This is a genomic window from Streptomyces cinnamoneus, from assembly GCF_002939475.1.
In the GTDB taxonomy this organism is placed as follows: Bacteria; Actinomycetota; Actinomycetes; order Streptomycetales; family Streptomycetaceae; genus Streptomyces; species Streptomyces cinnamoneus_A.
In genome coordinates, this window is record NZ_PKFQ01000001.1 from 1,312,175 (window position 1) to 1,330,944 (window position 18,770).

At 71.0% G+C, this 18,770-nt stretch carries 16 protein-coding genes; 3 read left to right on the plus strand and 13 right to left on the minus strand.

From position 1 onward, the window contains the following. Window positions 1–54: 54 nt before the first annotated feature. The 5 genes from ruvX to rpsD form a co-directional block, all read right to left on the minus strand. Window positions 55–525 carry a Holliday junction resolvase RuvX gene (gene ruvX, locus CYQ11_RS05115; RefSeq protein WP_099197659.1) on the minus strand — a complete coding sequence of 157 codons (471 nt, stop codon included), beginning with the start codon at window positions 523–525 and terminating at the stop codon, window positions 55–57. Further along, window positions 522–3,191, minus strand: coding sequence for an alanine--tRNA ligase (gene alaS, locus CYQ11_RS05120; RefSeq protein ID WP_099197660.1), 2,670 nt, complete (start codon window positions 3,189–3,191; stop codon window positions 522–524). The genes ruvX and alaS overlap by 4 nt, the downstream gene beginning before the upstream one ends. Further along, the gene (locus CYQ11_RS05125) at window positions 3,191–3,520 is read right to left on the minus strand and encodes a DUF6167 family protein (protein WP_104650963.1); all 330 of its coding nucleotides are present in this window, start codon (window positions 3,518–3,520) and stop codon (window positions 3,191–3,193) included. Before CYQ11_RS05125 ends, alaS begins: the two co-directional genes overlap by 1 nt. A gap of 8 nt (window positions 3,521–3,528) precedes the next feature. Continuing rightward, on the minus strand, window positions 3,529–3,975 hold the full coding sequence (locus tag CYQ11_RS05130) for a DUF948 domain-containing protein (RefSeq protein ID WP_240003141.1): 447 nt from the start codon (window positions 3,973–3,975) through the stop codon (window positions 3,529–3,531). Window positions 3,976–4,192: 217 nt separating this feature from the next. Next, the gene (gene rpsD, locus CYQ11_RS05135; protein ID WP_071966204.1) at window positions 4,193–4,807 is read right to left on the minus strand and encodes a 30S ribosomal protein S4; all 615 of its coding nucleotides are present in this window, start codon (window positions 4,805–4,807) and stop codon (window positions 4,193–4,195) included. Window positions 4,808–4,996: 189 nt separating this feature from the next. Here rpsD and CYQ11_RS05140 point away from each other — a divergent pair, with 189 nt between their 5' ends. Beyond that, window positions 4,997–5,713: a DUF2470 domain-containing protein gene (locus CYQ11_RS05140; RefSeq protein ID WP_099197662.1), complete on the plus strand. Its 717-nt coding sequence runs from the start codon at window positions 4,997–4,999 to the stop codon at window positions 5,711–5,713. Window positions 5,714–5,781: 68 nt separating this feature from the next. Here the strand turns inward: CYQ11_RS05140 and CYQ11_RS05145 are convergent, their stop codons facing one another. The 4 genes from CYQ11_RS05145 to CYQ11_RS05160 all read right to left on the minus strand — a co-directional run bounded on the left by CYQ11_RS05145 (window position 5,782) and on the right by CYQ11_RS05160 (window position 9,938). After that, a complete protein-coding gene (locus tag CYQ11_RS05145) occupies window positions 5,782–7,146 on the minus strand; it encodes a replication-associated recombination protein A (RefSeq protein ID WP_099197663.1) in 1,365 nt (454 codons plus the stop codon). 98 nt (window positions 7,147–7,244) lie between these two features. After that, a complete protein-coding gene (locus CYQ11_RS05150; RefSeq protein ID WP_099197664.1) occupies window positions 7,245–7,895 on the minus strand; it encodes a vitamin K epoxide reductase family protein in 651 nt (216 codons plus the stop codon). A gap of 59 nt (window positions 7,896–7,954) precedes the next feature. Continuing rightward, on the minus strand, window positions 7,955–9,217 hold the full coding sequence (gene hisS, locus CYQ11_RS05155; RefSeq protein ID WP_099197665.1) for a histidine--tRNA ligase: 1,263 nt from the start codon (window positions 9,215–9,217) through the stop codon (window positions 7,955–7,957). A gap of 10 nt (window positions 9,218–9,227) precedes the next feature. Next, window positions 9,228–9,938 carry an MBL fold metallo-hydrolase gene (locus tag CYQ11_RS05160; RefSeq protein ID WP_099197666.1) on the minus strand — a complete coding sequence of 237 codons (711 nt, stop codon included), beginning with the start codon at window positions 9,936–9,938 and terminating at the stop codon, window positions 9,228–9,230. A 190-nt stretch (window positions 9,939–10,128) separates the two neighbouring features. Between CYQ11_RS05160 and CYQ11_RS05165 the strand changes: the two genes are divergently transcribed. After that, window positions 10,129–10,944, plus strand: coding sequence for a peptidylprolyl isomerase (locus CYQ11_RS05165; RefSeq protein ID WP_099197667.1), 816 nt, complete (start codon window positions 10,129–10,131; stop codon window positions 10,942–10,944). 212 nt (window positions 10,945–11,156) lie between these two features. Beyond that, entirely contained in the window at window positions 11,157–12,386 is a 1,230-nt protein-coding gene (locus CYQ11_RS05170) for a DUF349 domain-containing protein (RefSeq protein ID WP_099197668.1), read from the plus strand. Between the two features lie 69 nt (window positions 12,387–12,455). On the opposite strand, the gene CYQ11_RS05175 is transcribed toward CYQ11_RS05170, so the two are convergent. The 4 genes from CYQ11_RS05175 to secD all read right to left on the minus strand — a co-directional run bounded on the left by CYQ11_RS05175 (window position 12,456) and on the right by secD (window position 18,647). Further along, window positions 12,456–14,978: a RelA/SpoT family protein gene (locus tag CYQ11_RS05175; protein WP_099197669.1), complete on the minus strand. Its 2,523-nt coding sequence runs from the start codon at window positions 14,976–14,978 to the stop codon at window positions 12,456–12,458. A gap of 165 nt (window positions 14,979–15,143) precedes the next feature. Then, entirely contained in the window at window positions 15,144–15,710 is a 567-nt protein-coding gene (locus tag CYQ11_RS05180; RefSeq protein WP_099197670.1) for an adenine phosphoribosyltransferase, read from the minus strand. Next, the gene (secF, locus tag CYQ11_RS05185) at window positions 15,707–16,843 is read right to left on the minus strand and encodes a protein translocase subunit SecF (RefSeq protein ID WP_099197671.1); all 1,137 of its coding nucleotides are present in this window, start codon (window positions 16,841–16,843) and stop codon (window positions 15,707–15,709) included. The genes CYQ11_RS05180 and secF overlap by 4 nt, the downstream gene beginning before the upstream one ends. A gap of 1 nt (window position 16,844) precedes the next feature. Then, window positions 16,845–18,647, minus strand: coding sequence for a protein translocase subunit SecD (gene secD, locus CYQ11_RS05190; RefSeq protein WP_104650964.1), 1,803 nt, complete (start codon window positions 18,645–18,647; stop codon window positions 16,845–16,847). Between the last annotated feature and the right edge of the window lie 123 nt (window positions 18,648–18,770).

Below are 18,770 nucleotides of genomic sequence, written 5' to 3' on the forward strand. Positions count from 1 at the left end.
CCCGGAAGACATTCGAACAGCTGCCATGTCGCGCGGAACGTTACCGTATTGCGATCAGATGACCACTTCGACGGCCTCACCCGGCGGCCGCCCGGAGACCTTCTCGATCTCCAGGGCGTTCTGCAGGATGACCACGGCGGCCGCCTGGTCGACGAAGGAACGGCCCTTCTTGGCGCTGACGCCGGAGGCGCGCAGACCCTGCGCGGCCGTGACGGTCGTCATACGCTCGTCGACCAGCCGGACCGGCACCGGCGCGACGCGCCGGGCCATCTCCTTGGCGAACGTCCGCACCTTGGCCGCGGCCGGCCCCTCTCCCCCCTTGAGGGAGCGGGGCAGACCGACGACGACCTCGATGGGCTCGTACTCCGCGACGATCGCGGCCAGCCGCTTGTGGGCCTGCGGGATGTCGCGACCGGGCACGGTCTCGACGGGGGTGGCGAGGATCCCGTCGGGGTCGCACGACGCGACCCCGATGCGGGCGTCCCCGACGTCCACGGCGATGCGCCTGCCTCGTCGCACGGTCAGGCCGCTTCCGCGACGAGGCGCTCGACGGCGGCCATGGCCTCGTCGACGGCCTCGGGGTTCTGACCGCCGCCCTGGGCGACGTCCGGCTTGCCGCCGCCACCGCCGCCGAGCGTCTTGGCCGCGGTGCGGACCAGGTCGCCGGCCTTGAGGCCGCGCTCACGGGCGGCCTCGTTGGTGGCGATGACGGTCAGCGGGCGGCCGCCCGCCACGGTGAACAGGGCCACGACGGCCGGGCGGCCGCCCTGGATGCGCCCGCGGACGTCCAGGACGAGCTTGCGCAGGTCGTCGGCGCCGGTGCCGTCCGGCACCCGGCCGATGGCCAGGGCCACGCCGTGGACGTCCTTGGCGCCCTCGGCCAGGCCCGCGGCGGCGGCGAGCACCTTCTCGGCGCGGAAGCGCTCGATCTCCTTCTCGGCGTCCTTGAGCTTGGCGAGCATGCCGGAGATCTTCTCCGGGAGCTCCTCCGGGCGGCCCTTGACCAGCTCGGTGAGCTGGGCGACGACCGTGTGCTCCTTGGCCAGGAAGTTGTAGGCGTCGGCACCGACGAGGGCCTCGACGCGGCGCACGCCGGAGCCGATCGAGGACTCGCCGAGCAGCTTCACCAGGCCCAGCTGGGCGGTGTTGGCCACGTGCGTGCCGCCGCACAGCTCCTTGGAGAAGTCGCCGATGGTGACCACGCGCACGCGCTCGCCGTACTTCTCGCCGAACTCGGCGATGGCACCGGCCTTCTTGGCCTCGTCGAGGCTCATGACCTCGGCGTGCACGTCGAGTTCGTGCGAGAGGACCTCGTTGATGCGCTGCTCGACGTCGGTGAGGACCGAGCCGGGCACGGCGGCCGGCGAGCCGAAGTCGAAGCGGAAGCGGCCCGGGGAGTTCTCCGAGCCGGCCTGGGCGGCCGTCGGGCCCAGGGCGTCGCGCAGCGCCTGGTGGGTCAGGTGGGTGGCGCTGTGGGCGCGGGCGATGGCCCGGCGGCGCCTGACGTCGATCACGGCGTAGGCGGAGGCGCCCACGGTGACCTCGCCGACCTGGACGACGCCCTTGTGGACGTTGACGCCCGGGACGGGCTTCTGCACGTCGCGGACCTCGATGACCGCGCCGTTGTCGAGCTTGATGCGGCCCTGGTCGGCGAGCTGGCCGCCGCCCTCGGCGTAGAAGGGGGTGCGGTCGAGGACGACCTCGACCTCGTCGCCCTCGGAGGCGGCGGGCGAGGGCACGCCGTCGACGAGCAGGCCGACGACCGTGGACTCGTTCTCGGTGAGGGTGTAGCCGGTGAACTCGGTCTCGCCGACGGTGTCGGCCACCTCGCGGTAGGCGGACAGGTCGGCGTGGCCGGTCTTCTTGGCCTTGGCGTCGGCCTTGGCACGCTCCCGCTGCTCCTTCATCAGGCGGCGGAAGCCCTCCTCGTCCACGGACAGGCCCTGCTCGGCGGCCATCTCGAGGGTGAGGTCGATCGGGAAGCCCCAGGTGTCGTGGAGCAGGAAGGCCTTGTCGCCGGCGAGGACCGTGCCGCCGGCGGCCTTGGTCTCGGTGACGGCGGTGTCCAGGATGTTGGTGCCGCCCTTGAGGGCCTTGAGGAAGGCGGCCTCCTCGGCGAGCGCGACCGTCTCGATGCGCTGGCGGTCCGTCAGCAGCTCGGGGTACTGCTGGCCCATCGTGCGGATGACGACGTCGAGCAGCTCGGCGACGACCGGTCCGGTGGCCCCCAGCAGGCGCATGTTGCGGATGGCGCGGCGCATGATGCGGCGCAGGACGTAGCCGCGGCCCTCGTTGCCGGGGGTGACGCCGTCGCCGATGAGCATCGTGGACGTGCGCATGTGGTCGGCGACCACGCGCAGGGCGACGTCGCTGTTCTGGGCGGCGCCGTAGCGGACGCCGGTGAGCTCGGTGGCCTTGTCGATCACGACGCGCAGGGTGTCGGTCTCGTACATGTTCTGCACGCCCTGCAGGATCATCGCCAGGCGCTCGAGGCCGAGACCGGTGTCGATGTTCTGGCTCGGCAGGTCGCCGAGGATGGGGAAGTCCTCCTTGCCCTCGCCGGCGCCGCGCTCGTACTGCATGAAGACCAGGTTCCAGATCTCCACGTAACGCTCGTCGTTGACCGCCGGGCCGCCCTCGATGCCGAACTCGGGGCCGCGGTCGTAGTTGATCTCGGAGCACGGTCCGCACGGGCCGGGGACGCCCATGGACCAGTAGTTCTCCTTCTTGCCCAGGCGCTGGATGCGCTGGGCGGGCACGCCGACCACGTCGCGCCAGATCCGCTCGGCCTCGTCGTCGTCGAGGTAGACGGTGATCCAGAGCTTCTCCGGCTCAAGGCCGTAGCCGCCGTCCGCCACGGGAGTCGTCAGCAACTCCCAGGCGTACTTGATGGCGCCTTCCTTGAAGTAGTCGCCGAAGGAGAAGTTGCCGCACATCTGGAAGAACGTGCCGTGCCGGGTGGTCTTGCCGACCTCCTCGATGTCCGGGGTGCGGACGCACTTCTGCACGCTGGTGGCGCGCGGGAAGGGCGGCTTGACCTCGCCGAGGAAGTAGGGCTTGAAGGGGACCATGCCGGCCGGGACCAGCAGCAGGGTCGGGTCGTCCGCGATGAGCGACGCCGACGGCACGACGGTGTGCCCACGCTCCTCGAAGAAGCGCAGCCAGCGCCTGCGGATTTCAGCCGACTCCATCAGTGGTCCTCTTTCCGGGTGTACGAGTTGTAGGGGTGCTGCTGTTCGAGCGCGACGAGGTGACGCTGTCCGGGAAGCGCGCGGTGCTCGGGGGCGGGGGGCGCGGCCGTGAGGCCGAGCGCGTCCTTGAGCGCCGCTTCCCGGTGGGCCATGCCGTCGCGCACGTCCAGGGCGAAGAGCTTGACCTTGCGGCCCGCGATGACCGCTCGGTCCGCCGCCTGCAGCGCCAGGCTCTCCGGGGTGAGCTTGGCGAGCTTGCGGTTGACCTTGGTGGTGGCCCAGACACCGGCGGCTACACCGGTGGTGAACCAGAACGTGCGGCGGAACATTTCCGGGATCAGCCCTTCCCACGGGTACGGCGGCCGCCGCGCCGGGCGGACGGAAGCCTGCTGTCGACGGTCCGGCCGGCGAAGACGGTGCTCTCCCGCTCCGCCGGCTCGGTCTTGCGGCCGATCGCCCGGCGCACCCCGTAGCCGAAGGCGGCGACCTTGACCAGCGGTCCGCCGAAGGCGGAGGAGACGGTCGAGGAGAGGGCGGAGGCGTTCGCCGTGACCTCCTGGACGTCCGCGGTGATCGAGTCGACGCGGGCGAGCTGGGTGTTGGCGGAGCGGACGGTCGCCGAGGCGTCGGCGAGGAGCGGCACGGCCTGCTCGGAGATCTCCGACACCAGCCTGGTGGCCGCCTTCAGCGTCTGGGCGAGGCGTACGAGCACCAGGGCGATGAAGGACACCAGGATCGCCCAGAAGACGGCCACGAGGATCCCGGCCACCTCTCCACCGGACACGCTGCACCGCTCCCTAGCCGTTGTCTTTTGTCTGCGAATACCGACCTTATCGCGCCGGGCCTCGCGGCCCGTACCGCATTACCGCTCCGTAGAGGCACGGATGTACGGAGATTCACCCAGCCGGGACGGGGGCCGGAAACGCGCCAGCCCGCCGGCTCGCCGGCCACGGGGGCCGGAGAGTCGACGGGCTGAGCAGAAGGAGAGTGCTACGTCCGGGTCAGCGGGCGTAGTACTCGACGACGAGCTGCTCGTCGCAGATCACGGGGATCTCCTTGCGGTTCGGGTCGCGGTCCAGGCGGAACGCCAGCGCCGGCAGGTTGACCTGCAGGTAGCGCGGGGTCTCGCCCTCACCGGCGTAGCCACCGGCCATGGCGACCTGGAAGGGGTGCTTGGCACGGCTGCGCTCGCGGACCATCACGACGTCGTTCGGACGCACGCGGAAGGACGGCTTGTCGACCTTGCCACCGTTGACCTCGATGTGGCCGTGGACGACCATCTGGCGGGCCTGGTAGATGGTGCGGGCGATGCCCGAACGCAGGACCAGGGCGTCGAGACGACGCTCGAGCTCGACGACCAGCGCCTCGCCCGTCTTGCCCTCGGCCTTCTTGGCGCGGTCGTAGGCGCGCGCCATCTGGCGCTCGCTGATGTCGTACTGGGCGCGCAGACGCTGCTTCTCGAGCAGACGGACCTTGTAGTCCGAGTTCTGCTTGCGGCCACGGCCGTGCTCGCCCGGCGGGTAGGGGCGGGCCTCGAAGTACTTGACGGCCTTCGGCGTCAGCGCGATACCGAGCGCGCGAGACTTCTTGACCTTGGGACGCGACTGGTTAGGCACGTTCTCCAGACCTCCGTTGATAAGTTAGGTTAGGCTTACCTTACTCAAGGAGATCGCATGTCTCGTCCGGGGAACACCAGTCACATCACGGACAGCACGAAAGAGGCCGACGCTCTTGATGGCGCCGACGTGACGGAGGTCCGATCAGATCGTGGTCAGCCGCGTCCCAGCGGACTTGAAATCGCACGGATGCCGTCAGCAGCCGAGCGCACACGAACTCTCGTACAGAGTACATGCTCGGCGGTACTGCTGATTCCCGGCCTGGAGTGCATCTATCCGGACCAGCTGATGCCCGGCGTGCGGACGGTCGGCCCGGACGGCGAGATCTTCCTGGTGCTGCCGGCCGACTCCCCGGCCGTACGGGCCGCCACCCACGCCCAGGACGACGAGCTGGCCGCGGCGCTGGAGCTGACCGATGTGGCGCCGGTCTCCGTGCCCAACCGTATCCGGGGCCGCGCCAGGCTGTCCGGCTGGCTCACCTGTGTGCCCGGCATGGCCGAGCCGGGGCGGATGCTGCTGCGGCTGGAGCTGGGCGAGGTGTCCGTGGACGACCTCTGGGGCACGGAGAGCGTCGAGCCCGAGGAGTTCGCGCACGCCTGCCCCGACCCCCTGGTGGACCACGAGGCGGAGCTGCTCCAGCACCTCCACGCCGGCCACGGCGACCAGGTGCGCGGCCTGAGCGCGCTGCTGGGCGAGCGCGAGAGCCCCTCGTCGGAAGCCTACGCGCAGGTGGTGCCGGTGGCCCTGGACCGCTTCGGCCTGAGGGTCCGCTTCACGCGCCGCGAGGGCGGCGGCACGGCCGCGGACCGCTCCTTCGACGCCCGCTTCGAGTTCCCCGAGCCGGTGCGGGACATCGCACAGCTGCGTCAGGAGATGCACCGCCTCTTCGAGGCGGCGGGCTACTAGGAGGTGTCCGGTCCCCCGGGGCCGGCGCCGCTCGCCCGGCGTCCCGGGGAGCCGGGGCCGGCGGGCCCCTACTCCCCCGGCGGCTGCTCCCCGCGCAGGCGGGACCGCACCCGCTCCACCACGTCCGCGTACCGCGCCTCCGCGCCGTAGCGCGTGGGCTCGTAGTACCGCTTGCCGTGGACGGAGTCCGGGGCGTACTGCTGCGGGGCGATCCCGCCGGGCACATCGTGCGGATACGTGTAGCCGCGCCCGTGGCCGAGCTTCTCCGCGCCCTTGTAGTGGCTGTCGCGCAGGTGCGGCGGCACGGGCCCGGCCAGGCCGGCCCGGACGTCCGCCAGGGCCGCGTCGATCGCGAGATACGCCGCGTTGGACTTCGGGGCCAGCGCCAGCGCCACCGCCACCTGGCTCAGGGTGATCCGCGCCTCGGGGAAACCGATCATCGCCACGGCCTGCGCCCCGGCGACCGCCGTCTGCAGCGCCGTCGGGTCGGCCAGGCCGATGTCCTCGCTCGCCGAGATCATCAGCCGCCGGGCGATGAACCGGGGGTCCTCCCCCGCCTCGATCATCCGGGCCAGATAGTGCAGCGTCGCGTCGACGTCCGAGCCGCGGATCGACTTGATCAGCGCGCTGGCGACGTCGTAGTGCTGGTCGCCGTCGCGGTCGTACTTCACCGCCGCGCGGTCGACGGCCCCTTCCAGGGTCTCCAGGGTGATCTCGTCCTCGCCCTTGGCGAGGGCCGAGCCCGCCCCCGCCTCCAGGGCCGTGAGCGCCCTGCGGGCGTCACCCCCGGCGATGCGCAGCAGGTGCGCCTCGGCGTCCCCGGAGAGGGTCACCGCGCCGCCCAGGCCCCGCTCGTCTGTCAGCGCGCGATGGGTCAGGCCGCGCAGGTCGTCGTCGGTGAGCGCCTGGAGGGTCAGCAGCAGCGAACGCGAGAGCAGAGGGGAGATCACGGAGAAGTAGGGGTTCTCCGTGGTGGCCGCGATCAGGGTCACCCAGCGGTTCTCGACGGCCGGCAGCAGGGAGTCCTGCTGGGCCTTGCTGAAGCGGTGGATCTCGTCCAGGAAGAGGACGGTCTCCTTTCCGTACCCGCCGGAGGCACGGCGGGCGCCGTCGATGACGGCCCGCACCTCCTTGACGCCGGCGGTGATCGCGGACAGCTCCACGAAGCGCTTGTTGGTGGCCTGGCTGACCACGTAGGCGAGCGTCGTCTTGCCGGTGCCGGGCGGACCCCAGAGGATCACCGAGGAGGGCCCGGCGGGGCCGCCGCTCGCCTCCCCCACCAGCCGGCGCAGCGGGCTGCCCTGCTTGAGCAGGTGCCCCTGGCCGACGACCTCGTCGAGGGTACGGGGGCGCATGCGGACGGCCAGCGGACTGCCTGCCGGATCTCTCTCCTGGCGGTCCTCTGCGGCTGCGGTGAACAGGTCGGGCTCCACGTCCGCCAACCCTAGGCCACAGCACTGACAACGCCGCCGGACCCATGGGTCCGGCGGCGTTGGTCAAGCCAGGTGCGTACGTGCGTACGGCGGGGGACTCAGGCGGTGCCGCCGGTCCAGAACCACCACCACTTGGTGAGGATCAGCATGCCGATGACGCCGATCCACAGCACCGGGACCACCCAGTGGAACTCCAGCAGCCCCCGCTTGAGCCCCTCCGGCGCGGGGATGAAGCCGTGGCGGAGGTTCTGCACGGTGACGTACCAGAACATCACGATGGTGGCGACCCAGGCCAGGCAGCACCACAGGCACAGCGAGCCGATCACGTACAGCGACTGGTACTGGAGCCAGGTGACGAAGCCGACGCCGAAGAGGCAGCCGGCCTCCATGCCCAGCCAGTACCACCGCGGGAAGCGGGACCCGGTCAGCAGGGCGAGCCCGATGGCGATGATCATGCCGTAGGCGACCAGGCCCAGCATCGGGTTCGGGAACCCGAAGGCCTTGGCCTGGTCGCTCGACATGATGTTGCCGCAGGAGACGATGGGGTTCAGGCTGCAACCCGGTACGAAGTTCGGGTCCTCCAGCAGCTTGAACTTGTCGAGCGTGATGACCCAGGACGCCAGCAGCCCCATCGCCCCGGTGACGACCAGCAGCCATGCGAAGGCACGACCGCCGCCCACCGCTCCCGTGGCGGGCCCGTCCCGCTCCGTGTCGTCGGTATCGGAGCGGTCGAGTGCCGAAGTGGTCATAGCGCTGTCGATCCCATCAGTAGGCCGTTGCCGCCCATTCTGCACCAGGGGCCTGTGAATCAGCCCTGGGCCGAAAGGACTTCACTCACGACGGTGTCGAGGGCGACGGCCTTCTGCTCGCCGCTCTCGAGGTCCTTGAGCTGCACCATGCCCTCGGCCAGGTCGCGCTCCCCGGCGACGAGCGCGAAGCGCGCGCCGGAGCGGTTGGCCGACTTCATGGCGTTCTTCAGGCCCTTGCCGCCGAAGGCGAAGTTCGTCGCGACGCCGGCCCGGCGCAGCTCGGTGACCACGCCGAAGAGCACCCGGCGGGCCTCCTCGCCCAGCGGCACGGCGAAGACCTGGGTCGGGGCGGGCAGTTCCAGCTCGACGCCCTCGGCCTTCAGGGCCAGCACCGTGCGGTCCACGCCGAGCGCCCAGCCCACGGAGGGCAGCGCCGGTCCGCCGATCATCTCGGACAGGCCGTCGTAGCGGCCGCCGCCGCCGACCGCGGACTGCGAGCCGAGACCGTCGTGGACGAACTCGAACGTGGTGCGGGTGTAGTAGTCCAGGCCGCGCACCAGCTTCTCGTCGTCCTGGAAGGCGACCCCGGCGGCGGTGAGCAGCTCGCGCACCTGCTCGTGGTACTCCTTGCACGCCTCGCACAGGTGGTCGCGCAGCATGGGGGCGCCGGCGAGCTGCTTCTGCACGTCCTCGCGCTTGTCGTCGAGCACGCGCAGCGGGTTGATCTCGACGCGGCGGCGGGTGTCCTCGTCCAGGTCCAGGTCGCGCAGGAAGGCCTGGAGGGCGTCCCGGTAGGCGGGGCGGCACTCCTTGTCACCGAGCGAGTTCAGCAGCAGCCGGAAGTTCGTGAGGCCCAGCGACTTGTAGGCGTCGACGGCCAGGATGATCAGCTCGGCGTCGAGCGCGGGGTCCTCGGCGCCGATCGCCTCGGCGCCGACCTGGGAGAAGTGGCGGTAGCGGCCAGCCTGCGGGCGCTCGTAGCGGTAGTACGAACCCGAGTACCAGAGCTTGACCGGGAGGTTGCCCGACTTGTGGAGGTTGGCCTCCAGCGCGGCGCGCAGCACGGAGGCGGTGCCCTCGGGACGGAGGGCGAGCTGCTCCTTGCCGCGCTGGGTGAGGGTGTACATCTCCTTGGTCACGATGTCGGTCGACTCGCCGACGCCGCGGGAGAACAGCTCCACCTGCTCGAAGCCGGGGGTCTCGATGTATCCGTAGCCGGCGCGCTTGAGCGGCGAGGAGATGGCCTCGCGCACGGCGAGGTAGACCGCGGAGTCCGGCGGGATCAGGTCGTAGGTGCCCTTGGGGGCCTTGAAGGTGCTCACGGAACTTTCGTCACATTCCTCGTCGCGGAGCCGGGTGTCCGGCTCCAGGGCCGGCGGCCACCTCCCGCAGGAAGGGGTTGGTGGCGCGCTCATGGCCGATGGTCGTCTGGGGGCCGTGGCCGGACAGCACCACGGTCGAGTCGTCCAGGGGCAGGCACACGCGGGCCAGCGACTGGAGCATCTCGGAGTGGTCGCCACCGGGCAGGTCGGTGCGTCCGATGGAGCCGGCGAACAACAGGTCGCCCGAGAAGAACACCGACGGGACGTCGGAGGACTCGGGCATCCGGAAGGTCACCGACCCCTTGGTATGGCCGGGCGCGTGCGCGACGGTGAACTCCAGCCCCGCGAGGTCGAGCCGGCTGCCGTCGGACAGCTCCCTGACGTCGTCGGGCTCCCCGACGGTCAGCTCGCCCATGAGCTGCTGCCCGATGGAGCGGCCGAGGGCCTTTCCCGGGTCGCTCATCATGTAGCGGTCGGCGGGGTGGATCCAGGCCGGTACGTCATGGGCGCCGCACACCGGGACGACCGAGGCGACGTGGTCGATGTGGCCGTGGGTGAGGACGACGGCGACGGGCTTGAGCCGATGCTTCTTCAGTGCTTCCTCGACGCCCTGGGCGGCCTGATGGCCCGGGTCGATGATCACGCACTCCTCACCCGCGGCCGGGGCGACCAGGTAGCAGTTGGTCCCCCAGGCCCCGGCGGGGAACCCGGCAATGAGCACGTTCGTCCTTAATGATCGGCGAGTCTTCAGCAGATGGTGCGTCGGCGGGAGGCCCCGGTGGGGGCACCCGGCCGCCTCAGAGCCTACCGGCGGCACTCCCACCGCCGCGAACCCGTATACGGTACGGGCACACTCGCAACACAGGCCTTCAGAACACACCAAAACACACACGGTATGAGGAGACGACCCGGTGGCCAGTAACGAGCAGCGGCGGCGGCAGCTCGCCCGGGAGAAGTTCGAGCGGCAGCAGCAGCGGCGCGACGCGGCACGGCGCAAGGCCCGTCGCCGCAACGCGGTGATCGCCGCCGGCCTCGCCGTCGTGGTGGCCGCGGGCGCGGGCGCGTACGCGGCGGGCGCCTTCTCGGACGGCGGGAAGAGGACGGACGCGGCGGCCCAGGACGCCGCCCCGAGCCCCAAGAAGGGCCCGGACCCGTGCGCGAAGCCCGCTCCGGGCTCGCCCTCCGGCAAGACGTGGAAGTCGGAGCCCGAGATGAGCGTCGACAAGTCCAAGTCGTACGCGATGGAACTGAAGACCACCTGCGGCGCGATCGACGTCAAGCTCGACGCCGCGAACGCGCCGCACACGGTCAACTCCTTCGACTTCCTGGCGAAGGAAGGGTTCTTCGACCACTCCAAGTGCCACCGCCTGACCACCGCCGGCATCTACGTCCTGCAGTGCGGCGACCCGAAGGGCACCGGCATGGGCGGCCCCGGCTACACCATCGAGGACGAGAACCTCAAGGACTCCCGGCTCAAGGACAACGTCTACCCGGCGGGCACGATCGCGATGGCCAACACCGGCCAGCCGCACACCGGGGGCAGCCAGTTCTTCCTCGTCTACCAGGACAGCCAGCTGCCGCCGCAGTACACGCCCTTCGGCACCATCGGCGAGGAGGGCATGAAGACCCTCAAGAAGATCGCCGACGCCGGTGAGCGGTCGGGCGCCGGCGACGGCGCGCCCAACGCGACCGTCGTGATCGACAAGGCGACCGTGGCCGGAAGCTGACGCCCGGACGGCGAAATTTCGGTCGCGCGGGATACGGACAGCCGGGCCACCGTTCGCCTATGTTGGCGTTGTGTAGGGTGCCTGCTCCGACGGCTCTGCGCACCCGGATGATCAAGCCGTCGGACCGGCCAGAGCGCGGCTCTGCCCGGCAACAACTGTGGACGATGCGCGCGGGCCCGGCAGTGGCCCCGGCATCATGTGGAGGAGGCGCTGTGAGCAGCGACCCGTGGGGCCGCGTCGATGAGACGGGGACCGTGTACGTGCGTACCGCCGACGGCGAGCAGGTCGTCGGATCGTGGCAGGCGGGGTCTCCAGAGGAGGCCCTGGCTTACTTCGAGCGCAAGTACGAGGGCCTGGTCGTCGAGATCGGCCTCCTCGAGCGACGGGTGAGGACGACCGACCTGTCGGCCAAGGACGCGATGACCGCGATCGACCACCTGCGCGTCCAGGTCGACGAGCACCACGTGGTGGGTGACCTCGAAGCCCTGCGCGAGCGCCTGGACAAGCTGGTCGCCACCGTCGAGACGCGCCGCGAGGAGCGCAAGGCGGCGAAGGCCAAGCAGTCCGAGGAAGCCCGTACGGCCAAGGAGTCGCTGGTCGCCGAGGCCGAGGAGCTGGCGGCGAGCGAGCAGTGGCGATCCGCCGGCGAGCGGCTGCGCGCCCTGGTCGACACGTGGAAGGGCCTGCCGCGGCTGGACCGCAAGACCGACGACGAGCTGTGGCACCGCTTCTCCCACGCCCGCTCGGCGTTCTCCAAGCGACGCAAGGCGCACTTCGCCGCGCTGGACGCACAGCGTGAGGACGCCCGCAAGGTCAAGGAGAAGCTGGTCGCCGAGGCCGAGGCGCTCTCCGGCTCCACGGACTGGGGCCCGACCGCCGCGCGCTACCGCGACCTGATGGCCGAGTGGAAGGCCGCCGGGCGCGCCCAGCGCGAGGCCGAGGACGAGCTGTGGACCCGTTTCCGCGGCGCCCAGGACGTCTTCTTCCAGGCGCGGAGCGAGGTGTTCGCCGAGCGTGACGCCGAGCAGCAGGGCAACCTGACGCTCAAGGAGGAGCTGGTCGTCGAGGCCGAGAAGCTCCTGCCGGTCACGGACCTCAAGGCGGCGCGGGCGGCGTTCCGTTCGGTCAACGAGCGCTGGGAGGCCATCGGCCACGTGCCGCGCGACGCCCGGCCGAAGATCGAGGGCCGGATGCACGCGGTGGAGCGCGCCATCCAGGAGGCCGAGGAGGCCGAGTGGCGGCGTACGAACCCGGAGGCGCGGGCCCGTGCGGCCGGTCTGACGGGCCAGCTCCAGGCCGCCGTCGACAAGCTCCAGGAGCAGGTCGACAAGGCGCGCGCCGCGGGCAACGACGCGAAGGCCGACAAGCTCGCGAAGGAGCTTGAGGGCCGCAAGGCGCTGCTGGACCAGGCCCTGAAGGGCCTTGAGGAGTTCGGCGGCTGAGCTTCAGCCCGCACATGCCCATGAGTAAGGGGCTCCGGCCATGGCCGGAGCCCCTTACTCATGCCGTCGCTACGGCCTGCGCGCGGACGTCACGCGGTAGACGTCGTAGACGCCCTCCACGCCCCGGACGGCCTTGAGCACGTGCCCCAGGTGCTTGGGGTCGCCCATCTCGAAGGTGAAGCGCGAGGTGGCCACCCGGTCGCGGGAGGTCTGCACGGCGGCCGAGAGGATGTTGACGTGCTGGTCGGACAGGACGCGGGTGACGTCCGAGAGCAGCCGTGACCGGTCCAGCGCCTCCACCTGGATGGCGACCAGGAAGACGGAGGACTGGGTGGGCGCCCACTCCACGTCGAGGATCCGCTCGGGCTGCTGCGAGAGCGAGTCGACGTTGACGCAGTCGGCGCGGTGGACGGAGATGCCGTTGCCGCGCGTGACGAAGCCGATGATCGGGTCGCCGGGCACGGGCGTGCAACAGCGGGCGAGCTTGACCCAGACGTCGTCGACGCCCTTGACGACCACACCGGGGTCGGCGCTGGAACGCCGCTTGGAGCGGCCGCGGATCGGGGCGGTCTCCTCGATGTCCTCCGTGGCCGCGTCCTCGCCGCCGAGGGCCTGGACGAGCTTCTGCACGACGCCCTGGGCCGCGACGTGGCCCTCACCGATGGCGGCGTAGAGGGAGGAGATGTCGGGGTAGCGCATCTCGTGCGCGAGGGTGACGAGGGAGTCGCCGGTGAGGATGCGCTGGATCGGCAGGTTCTGCTTGCGCATGGCGCGCGCGATGGCGTCCTTGCCCTGCTCGATGGCCTCGTCGCGGCGCTCCTTGGAGAACCAGGCGCGGATCTTGTTGCGGGCGCGCGGGGACTTGACGAAGCCCAGCCAGTCGCGGGAGGGGCCCGCGCCGGGGGCCTTGGAGGTGAAGACCTCCACCAGATCGCCGTTGTCGAGGGTCGACTCCAGCGGGACGAGCCGTCCGTTGACCCGGGCGCCTATGGTGCGGTGGCCGACCTCGGTGTGCACGGCGTAGGCGAAGTCGACCGGCGTGGCGCCCGCCGGGAGCGCTATGACGTCGCCCTTGGGGGTGAAGACGAAGACCTCGTTGCGCGAGAGGTCGAAGCGCAGGGACTCCAGGAACTCGCCCGGGTCCTCCGTCTCCTTCTGCCAGTCGAGCAACTGCCGGAGCCAGGCCATGTCGTTGACGGTGTCCTGGTTCTTGCCGGCGTTCTTCGGCACGTCCGTGCGGATCTTGGAGGCTCCGGCGACGGCCTCCTGCTTGTACTTCCAGTGCGCGGCGATGCCGTACTCGGCGCGGCGGTGCATGTCGAAGGTGCGGATCTGCAGCTCGACGGGCTTGCCGCTGGGCCCTATGACCGTCGTGTGCAACGACTGGTACATGTTGAACTTGGGCATCGCGATGTAGTCCTTGAACCGCCCCGGCACCGGGTTCCACCGGGCGTGGACGGTGCCGAGCGCCGCGTAGCAGTCGCGGACGGTGTCGACGAGGACGCGGATGCCCACCAGGTCGTAGATCTCGGCGAAGTCGCGGCCTCGCACGATCATCTTCTGGTAGACGCTGTAGTAGTGCTTCGGGCGGCCCGTGACGGTGGCCTTGATGCGGGCGGCGCGCAGGTCGGCCTGGACCTCGTCGGTGACGACGGCCAGGTACTCGTCGCGCTTGGGGGCCCGCTCGGCGACGAGCCGGACGATCTCGTCGTACATCTTGGGGTAGAGGATCGCGAAGGCGAGGTCCTCCAGCTCCCACTTGATGGTGTTCATGCCCAGCCGGTGCGCCAGCGGGGCGTAGATCTCCAGCGTCTCGCGGGCCTTCTTCTCCTGCTTCTCCCGCTTGAGGTAGCGCATGGTGCGCATGTTGTGCAGGCGGTCCGCGAGCTTGATCACCAGGACGCGGGGGTCCTTGGCCATGGCCACGACCATCTTGCGCACGGTCTCGGCCTGGGCGGCCTCGCCGAACTGCACCCGGTCGAGCTTGGTGACGCCGTCGACGAGCAGGGCCACCTGGTCGCCGAAGTCACGGCGCAGGTCGTCCAGGCCGTACTCGGTGTCCTCGACGGTGTCGTGCAGCAGGCCCGCCATCAGGGTGGCCGGATCCATGCCCAGCTCGGCGAGGATCGTGGTGACCGCGAGCGGGTGGGTGATGTACGGGTCGCCGCTCTTGCGCTTCTGGCCGCGGTGCCAGCGCTCGGCGACCTGGTAGGCGCGCTCGATCTGGCGCAGGGTCGTGGTGTCGGCCTTGGGGTCGTTGCCGCGCACGATGCGCAGCAGCGGCTCGAGCACCGGGTTGTACGGGCTGGAGCGCTGGACGCCCAGGCGGGCGAGGCGGGCGCGGACGCGGCTGGAGGAGCCGGGCCGGGGCGCGGGGCCGGGCGTGGGCGCCTGCCGGGCCGGCGCGGAGGAGGCGGGCGGCTGGGGGCGGGCCGGCTGGGCCTGCGCCGCGCCGCCGGTCCTGGGCTCGCCCTTGGGCGGGGGCCCGTCGGTGCCCTGCGGACGGCCGGTGGGCGCGCCCGAGACCGCCGCGGCCTCGGAAGACGGCTTGTCCTGTTGAGCGGCGGTGAGCGGCTGGACCTCGTCTGGCAAGAGCACTCCTCATGCGTACCGGCCCCCCGTTCAGGTCCGGACTGCCATGGTATCGATCCCGGCCACCGGAGCACCTCGCACCCGGCGGCATCAGGAACAACAGCGGCGGGCACCGGGGACTTCCCCGGTGCCCGCCGCGGGGCGTGGGCCGTGCGGCCGTGCCCGTCAGACCGTGATCAACGCCTCCAGGGGCGCGCCGGCCAGGGCGGACTCCAGGCGCGCGCGGCCGGGCAGGAAGCCCAGCTCCATCAGCACGGCGACGCCCGCCACCTCGGCGCCGGCCCGGCGGATCAGCTGGAGCGAGGCCTCGGCGGTGCCGCCGGTGGCCAGCACGTCGTCGATGACCAGGACCCGGTCACCCGCGTCCAGGGCGTCGGCGTGCATCTCGATCTCGGCGGTGCCGTACTCCAGCTCGTAGGACTGCGCCAGCGTGGCTCCGGGGAGCTTGCCGGCCTTGCGCACGGGCACGAAGCCGAGCCCCGCGCGGACGGCGACGGGGGCGGCCAGGATGAAGCCACGGGCCTCCAGGCCCACGACCTTGGTCGCCCCGTGGTGCGCGCAGAGCGCCACGAACGCGTCGGTCAGCGCGCCGAAGGCCTCGGCGTCGGCGAGCAGCGGGGTGATGTCCTTGAACATCACGCCCGGCTTCGGATAGTCGGGGACGTCGTGGATCCGGCTGAGCAGCAGGTCCCGCAGGTCCTGGTCGGCGCCCGAGGCGCGGGTGGCGCTCATCGGCGCTTGCCCTGCGGGCGGCCGCCGCGACCGCCGCGGCCACGACCGGTGGGCTGGCGGCGCTGGCCGACGAGCCCGGCCGGGGAGGCGTCCTGCGGCTCGTCCTCGTCCTGCTCGTCGCTCTCCTCGGGGGAGGCGGCGGCACCGGCGGAGTCGGCCTTGGCGGCGTCGGCCGCGCGACGGGCGCGCACCCGCTTGGTCAGGGCCTGCATCTGCGGGTCGCGCTCCTTGAGGTCGGCGACCAGCGGGGTGGCGATGAAGATCGAGGAGTACGCGCCGGCCGCGAGACCGACGAAGAGGGCGAGGGAGATGTCGTTGAGCATGCCCGCGCCGAGGAAACCGCCGCCGATGAACAGCAGGCCGGCGACCGGCAGGAGCGCCACCACGGTGGTGTTGATGGAACGCACCAGCGTGCCGTTGAGGCTGCGGTTGGCGATCTCGCTGTAGGTGAAGCGGGTCTGCTTGGTGATGTCCTTCGAGCTCTCCTTGAGACCGTCGAAGACGACGACGGTGTCGTAGAGGGAGTAACCGAGGATGGTCAGCAGACCGATCACGGTGCCCGGGGTGACCTCGAAGCCCACGAGCGCGTACACGCCGACCGTGATGGTGAGGTCGTGGATCAACGCGATCAGGGCCGCCAGCGCCATGCGCCACTCGAAGGCGATCGCCAGATAGATCACCACGAGGACCATGAAGACCCCGAGGCCGGTCCAGGCCTTGTTGGCGATCTGGTCGCCCCAGCTGGGCCCGACGATGTCGGTGTTGACCTTCTCCAGCGGCACGGCCAGCTTCTTGGCCAGGGCCTGCTGGGTCGTCCGGGACTGGTCGGTGGTCAGCTCGCTGACCTGGACGCGCAGGGTGCCGTCGCCGAGCTTCTGGACGATGGCCTGGTGGCTTGAGGCGTCCTCGGCGGTGCGCTTGGCCGCCTCGGCGGAGACCGAGGTCTTGGGGGTGGTGAAGACGGCGCCGCCGGAGAACTCGATGCCCATGTTCAGGCCGCGCACCGCCAGGCCGACGATGGCCGTGATGGTGATGAGGATCGAGATGCCGTACCAGATCTTCCGCTTGCCGACGAAGTCGTAGCCGACCTCACCGCGGTAGAGCCGGGCGCCGATGGTGCCGAGTCGCGACATCTCACGCCTCCTTCGGGTCGACGGGGGCGGACGGACGGCGGCGGGAGGCCCGCAGCGGCGGCTTGGCGCCGAGCCGCTTGGGGTCGAGGCCCGACCAGGGGTGGCCGCTGGCGAAGAACTTGCGGCGGGCGAGAAGCGTCATGAGCGGCTTGGTGAAGAGGAAGACCACGACGACGTCGAGGAGCGTGGTCAGACCGAGGGTGAACGCGAAGCCCTGCACCTTGCCGACGGTGACGACGAACAGCACCGCGGCGGCGAGGAAGGAGACGAAGTCCGACACGAGGATCGTGCGGCGGGCGCGCGGCCAGCCGCGCTCGACGGCGGGGCGCAGACTGCGGCCCTCGCGGATCTCGTCACGGATGCGCTCGAAGTAGACGATGAAGGAGTCGGCGGTGATGCCGATGGCCACGATGGCGCCGCAGACGGCCGGCAGGTTCAGCGCGAAGCCGATGGCCGTGCCCAGCAGGACCATGATCGTGTAGGTGAGGATCGCCGAGCACAGGAGGCTGGCGAGCGCCACGAGCGCGAGGCCGCGGTAGTAGATCACCAGGTACAGCACGACGAGCGCGAGGCCGATGGCACCGGCGATCAGGCCGGCGCGCAGCTGCTCACCGCCGAGGGCGGCGGTCACCGTGGTCTCGGTGACGATGTCGAAGGACAGCGGCAGGGCACCGTAGGACAGCACGTTGGCCAGGTCCTGGGCGCTCTGCTGGGTGAAGCCGCCGGAGATCTCCGCCTGGCCGCCGGTGATCGAGCTGCTCACGGACGGGTCGGAGACGACCTCGCCGTCGAGGACGATCGCGAACTGGTTCTGCGGCGCCGGCTTGCTGGCCAGCTGGCCCGTGACCTGGGCGAACTTCTTGGAGCCGGTCGAGTCGAACTTCAGCTGGACGAGCCAGCCCTTGCCCTGCTGGGTGTCGAAGACCGCGCTGGCGCCGCTGACGTTGGCGCCCTCCACGGCCACGGGGCCGAGGATCTCCTTGACCTGGCCGTCCTTGCGGCAGGCGACGATCGGGTCGGACGTCTTGGCGGCGGCAGCAGCCTCGTTCGCCTTGGCGCGGCCTTCCTTGGTGGAGCAGTCCAGGGCGTCGAGCTGCTTCTGAAGCGCGGCCGTGTCACCCGTGGACGGGGTGGGCTCGGGCGACTTCTTGTCGCCCTTGTCCGACGGCTTGGCGGAGGGCTGGCCGTTCTTCGCGTCCTCGCCGGACACGGAGGCGGTGGCCTTCGGGGACGGGGTGCCGTCGGCCTTCAGGGCGTCGGTCACCGGGCGGCCCTGGGTGCTGGCGGACGGGGAGGCGGAGCCGGAGGGCTTGGCCTTGCCGTCCTCCTTGCTCTTGTCCTTGTCCTTGCCGGCGTCGGAGGAGGCGCTGGGCGCGGGCTCGGGAGCCTTGACGCCGGCGGTCGAGGTCAGGACCGGCCGGAAGCCGAGCTTGGCGGTGGTACCGACCTGCTGGCGAGCCTGCGTCGCGTTCGTCCCCTTGGGGATGTTCACGATGATGTGCTTGCTGCCCTGCGTCTGGACCTCTGCCTCGGTCACGCCGAGACCGTTGACACGCCGCTCGATGATGCCGACGGCGGTGTTCATGTTGGTCTCGTTGATCGCGTTGGGCTTGCCGGGCTCGTTCTTGGCCTCCAGCGTGAAGCTGGTGCCGCCCGCCAGGTCGATGCCCAGCCGCGGCGTGGCGTGCCCGGAGGCGAACATCCCCCCGGTGAGCGCCACCATCGCGATCAGGATCAGGGCCAGGACTCTGCCCGGCCTGCCCTGGCCGCCCGGGGACCTGCGGCCCTTCTTCGGTGCTGCCACCTTGTCGTTTCTCCCTGTCCAACCGCCCGGGCGTCGGGTGTTCGCCGGGCGGCCACGAAGTGTTGTGGGGACGTGCCCCCCGCCGGAGCCTAGACCGTAACGGAACCGCGGCGCACCGCTCGG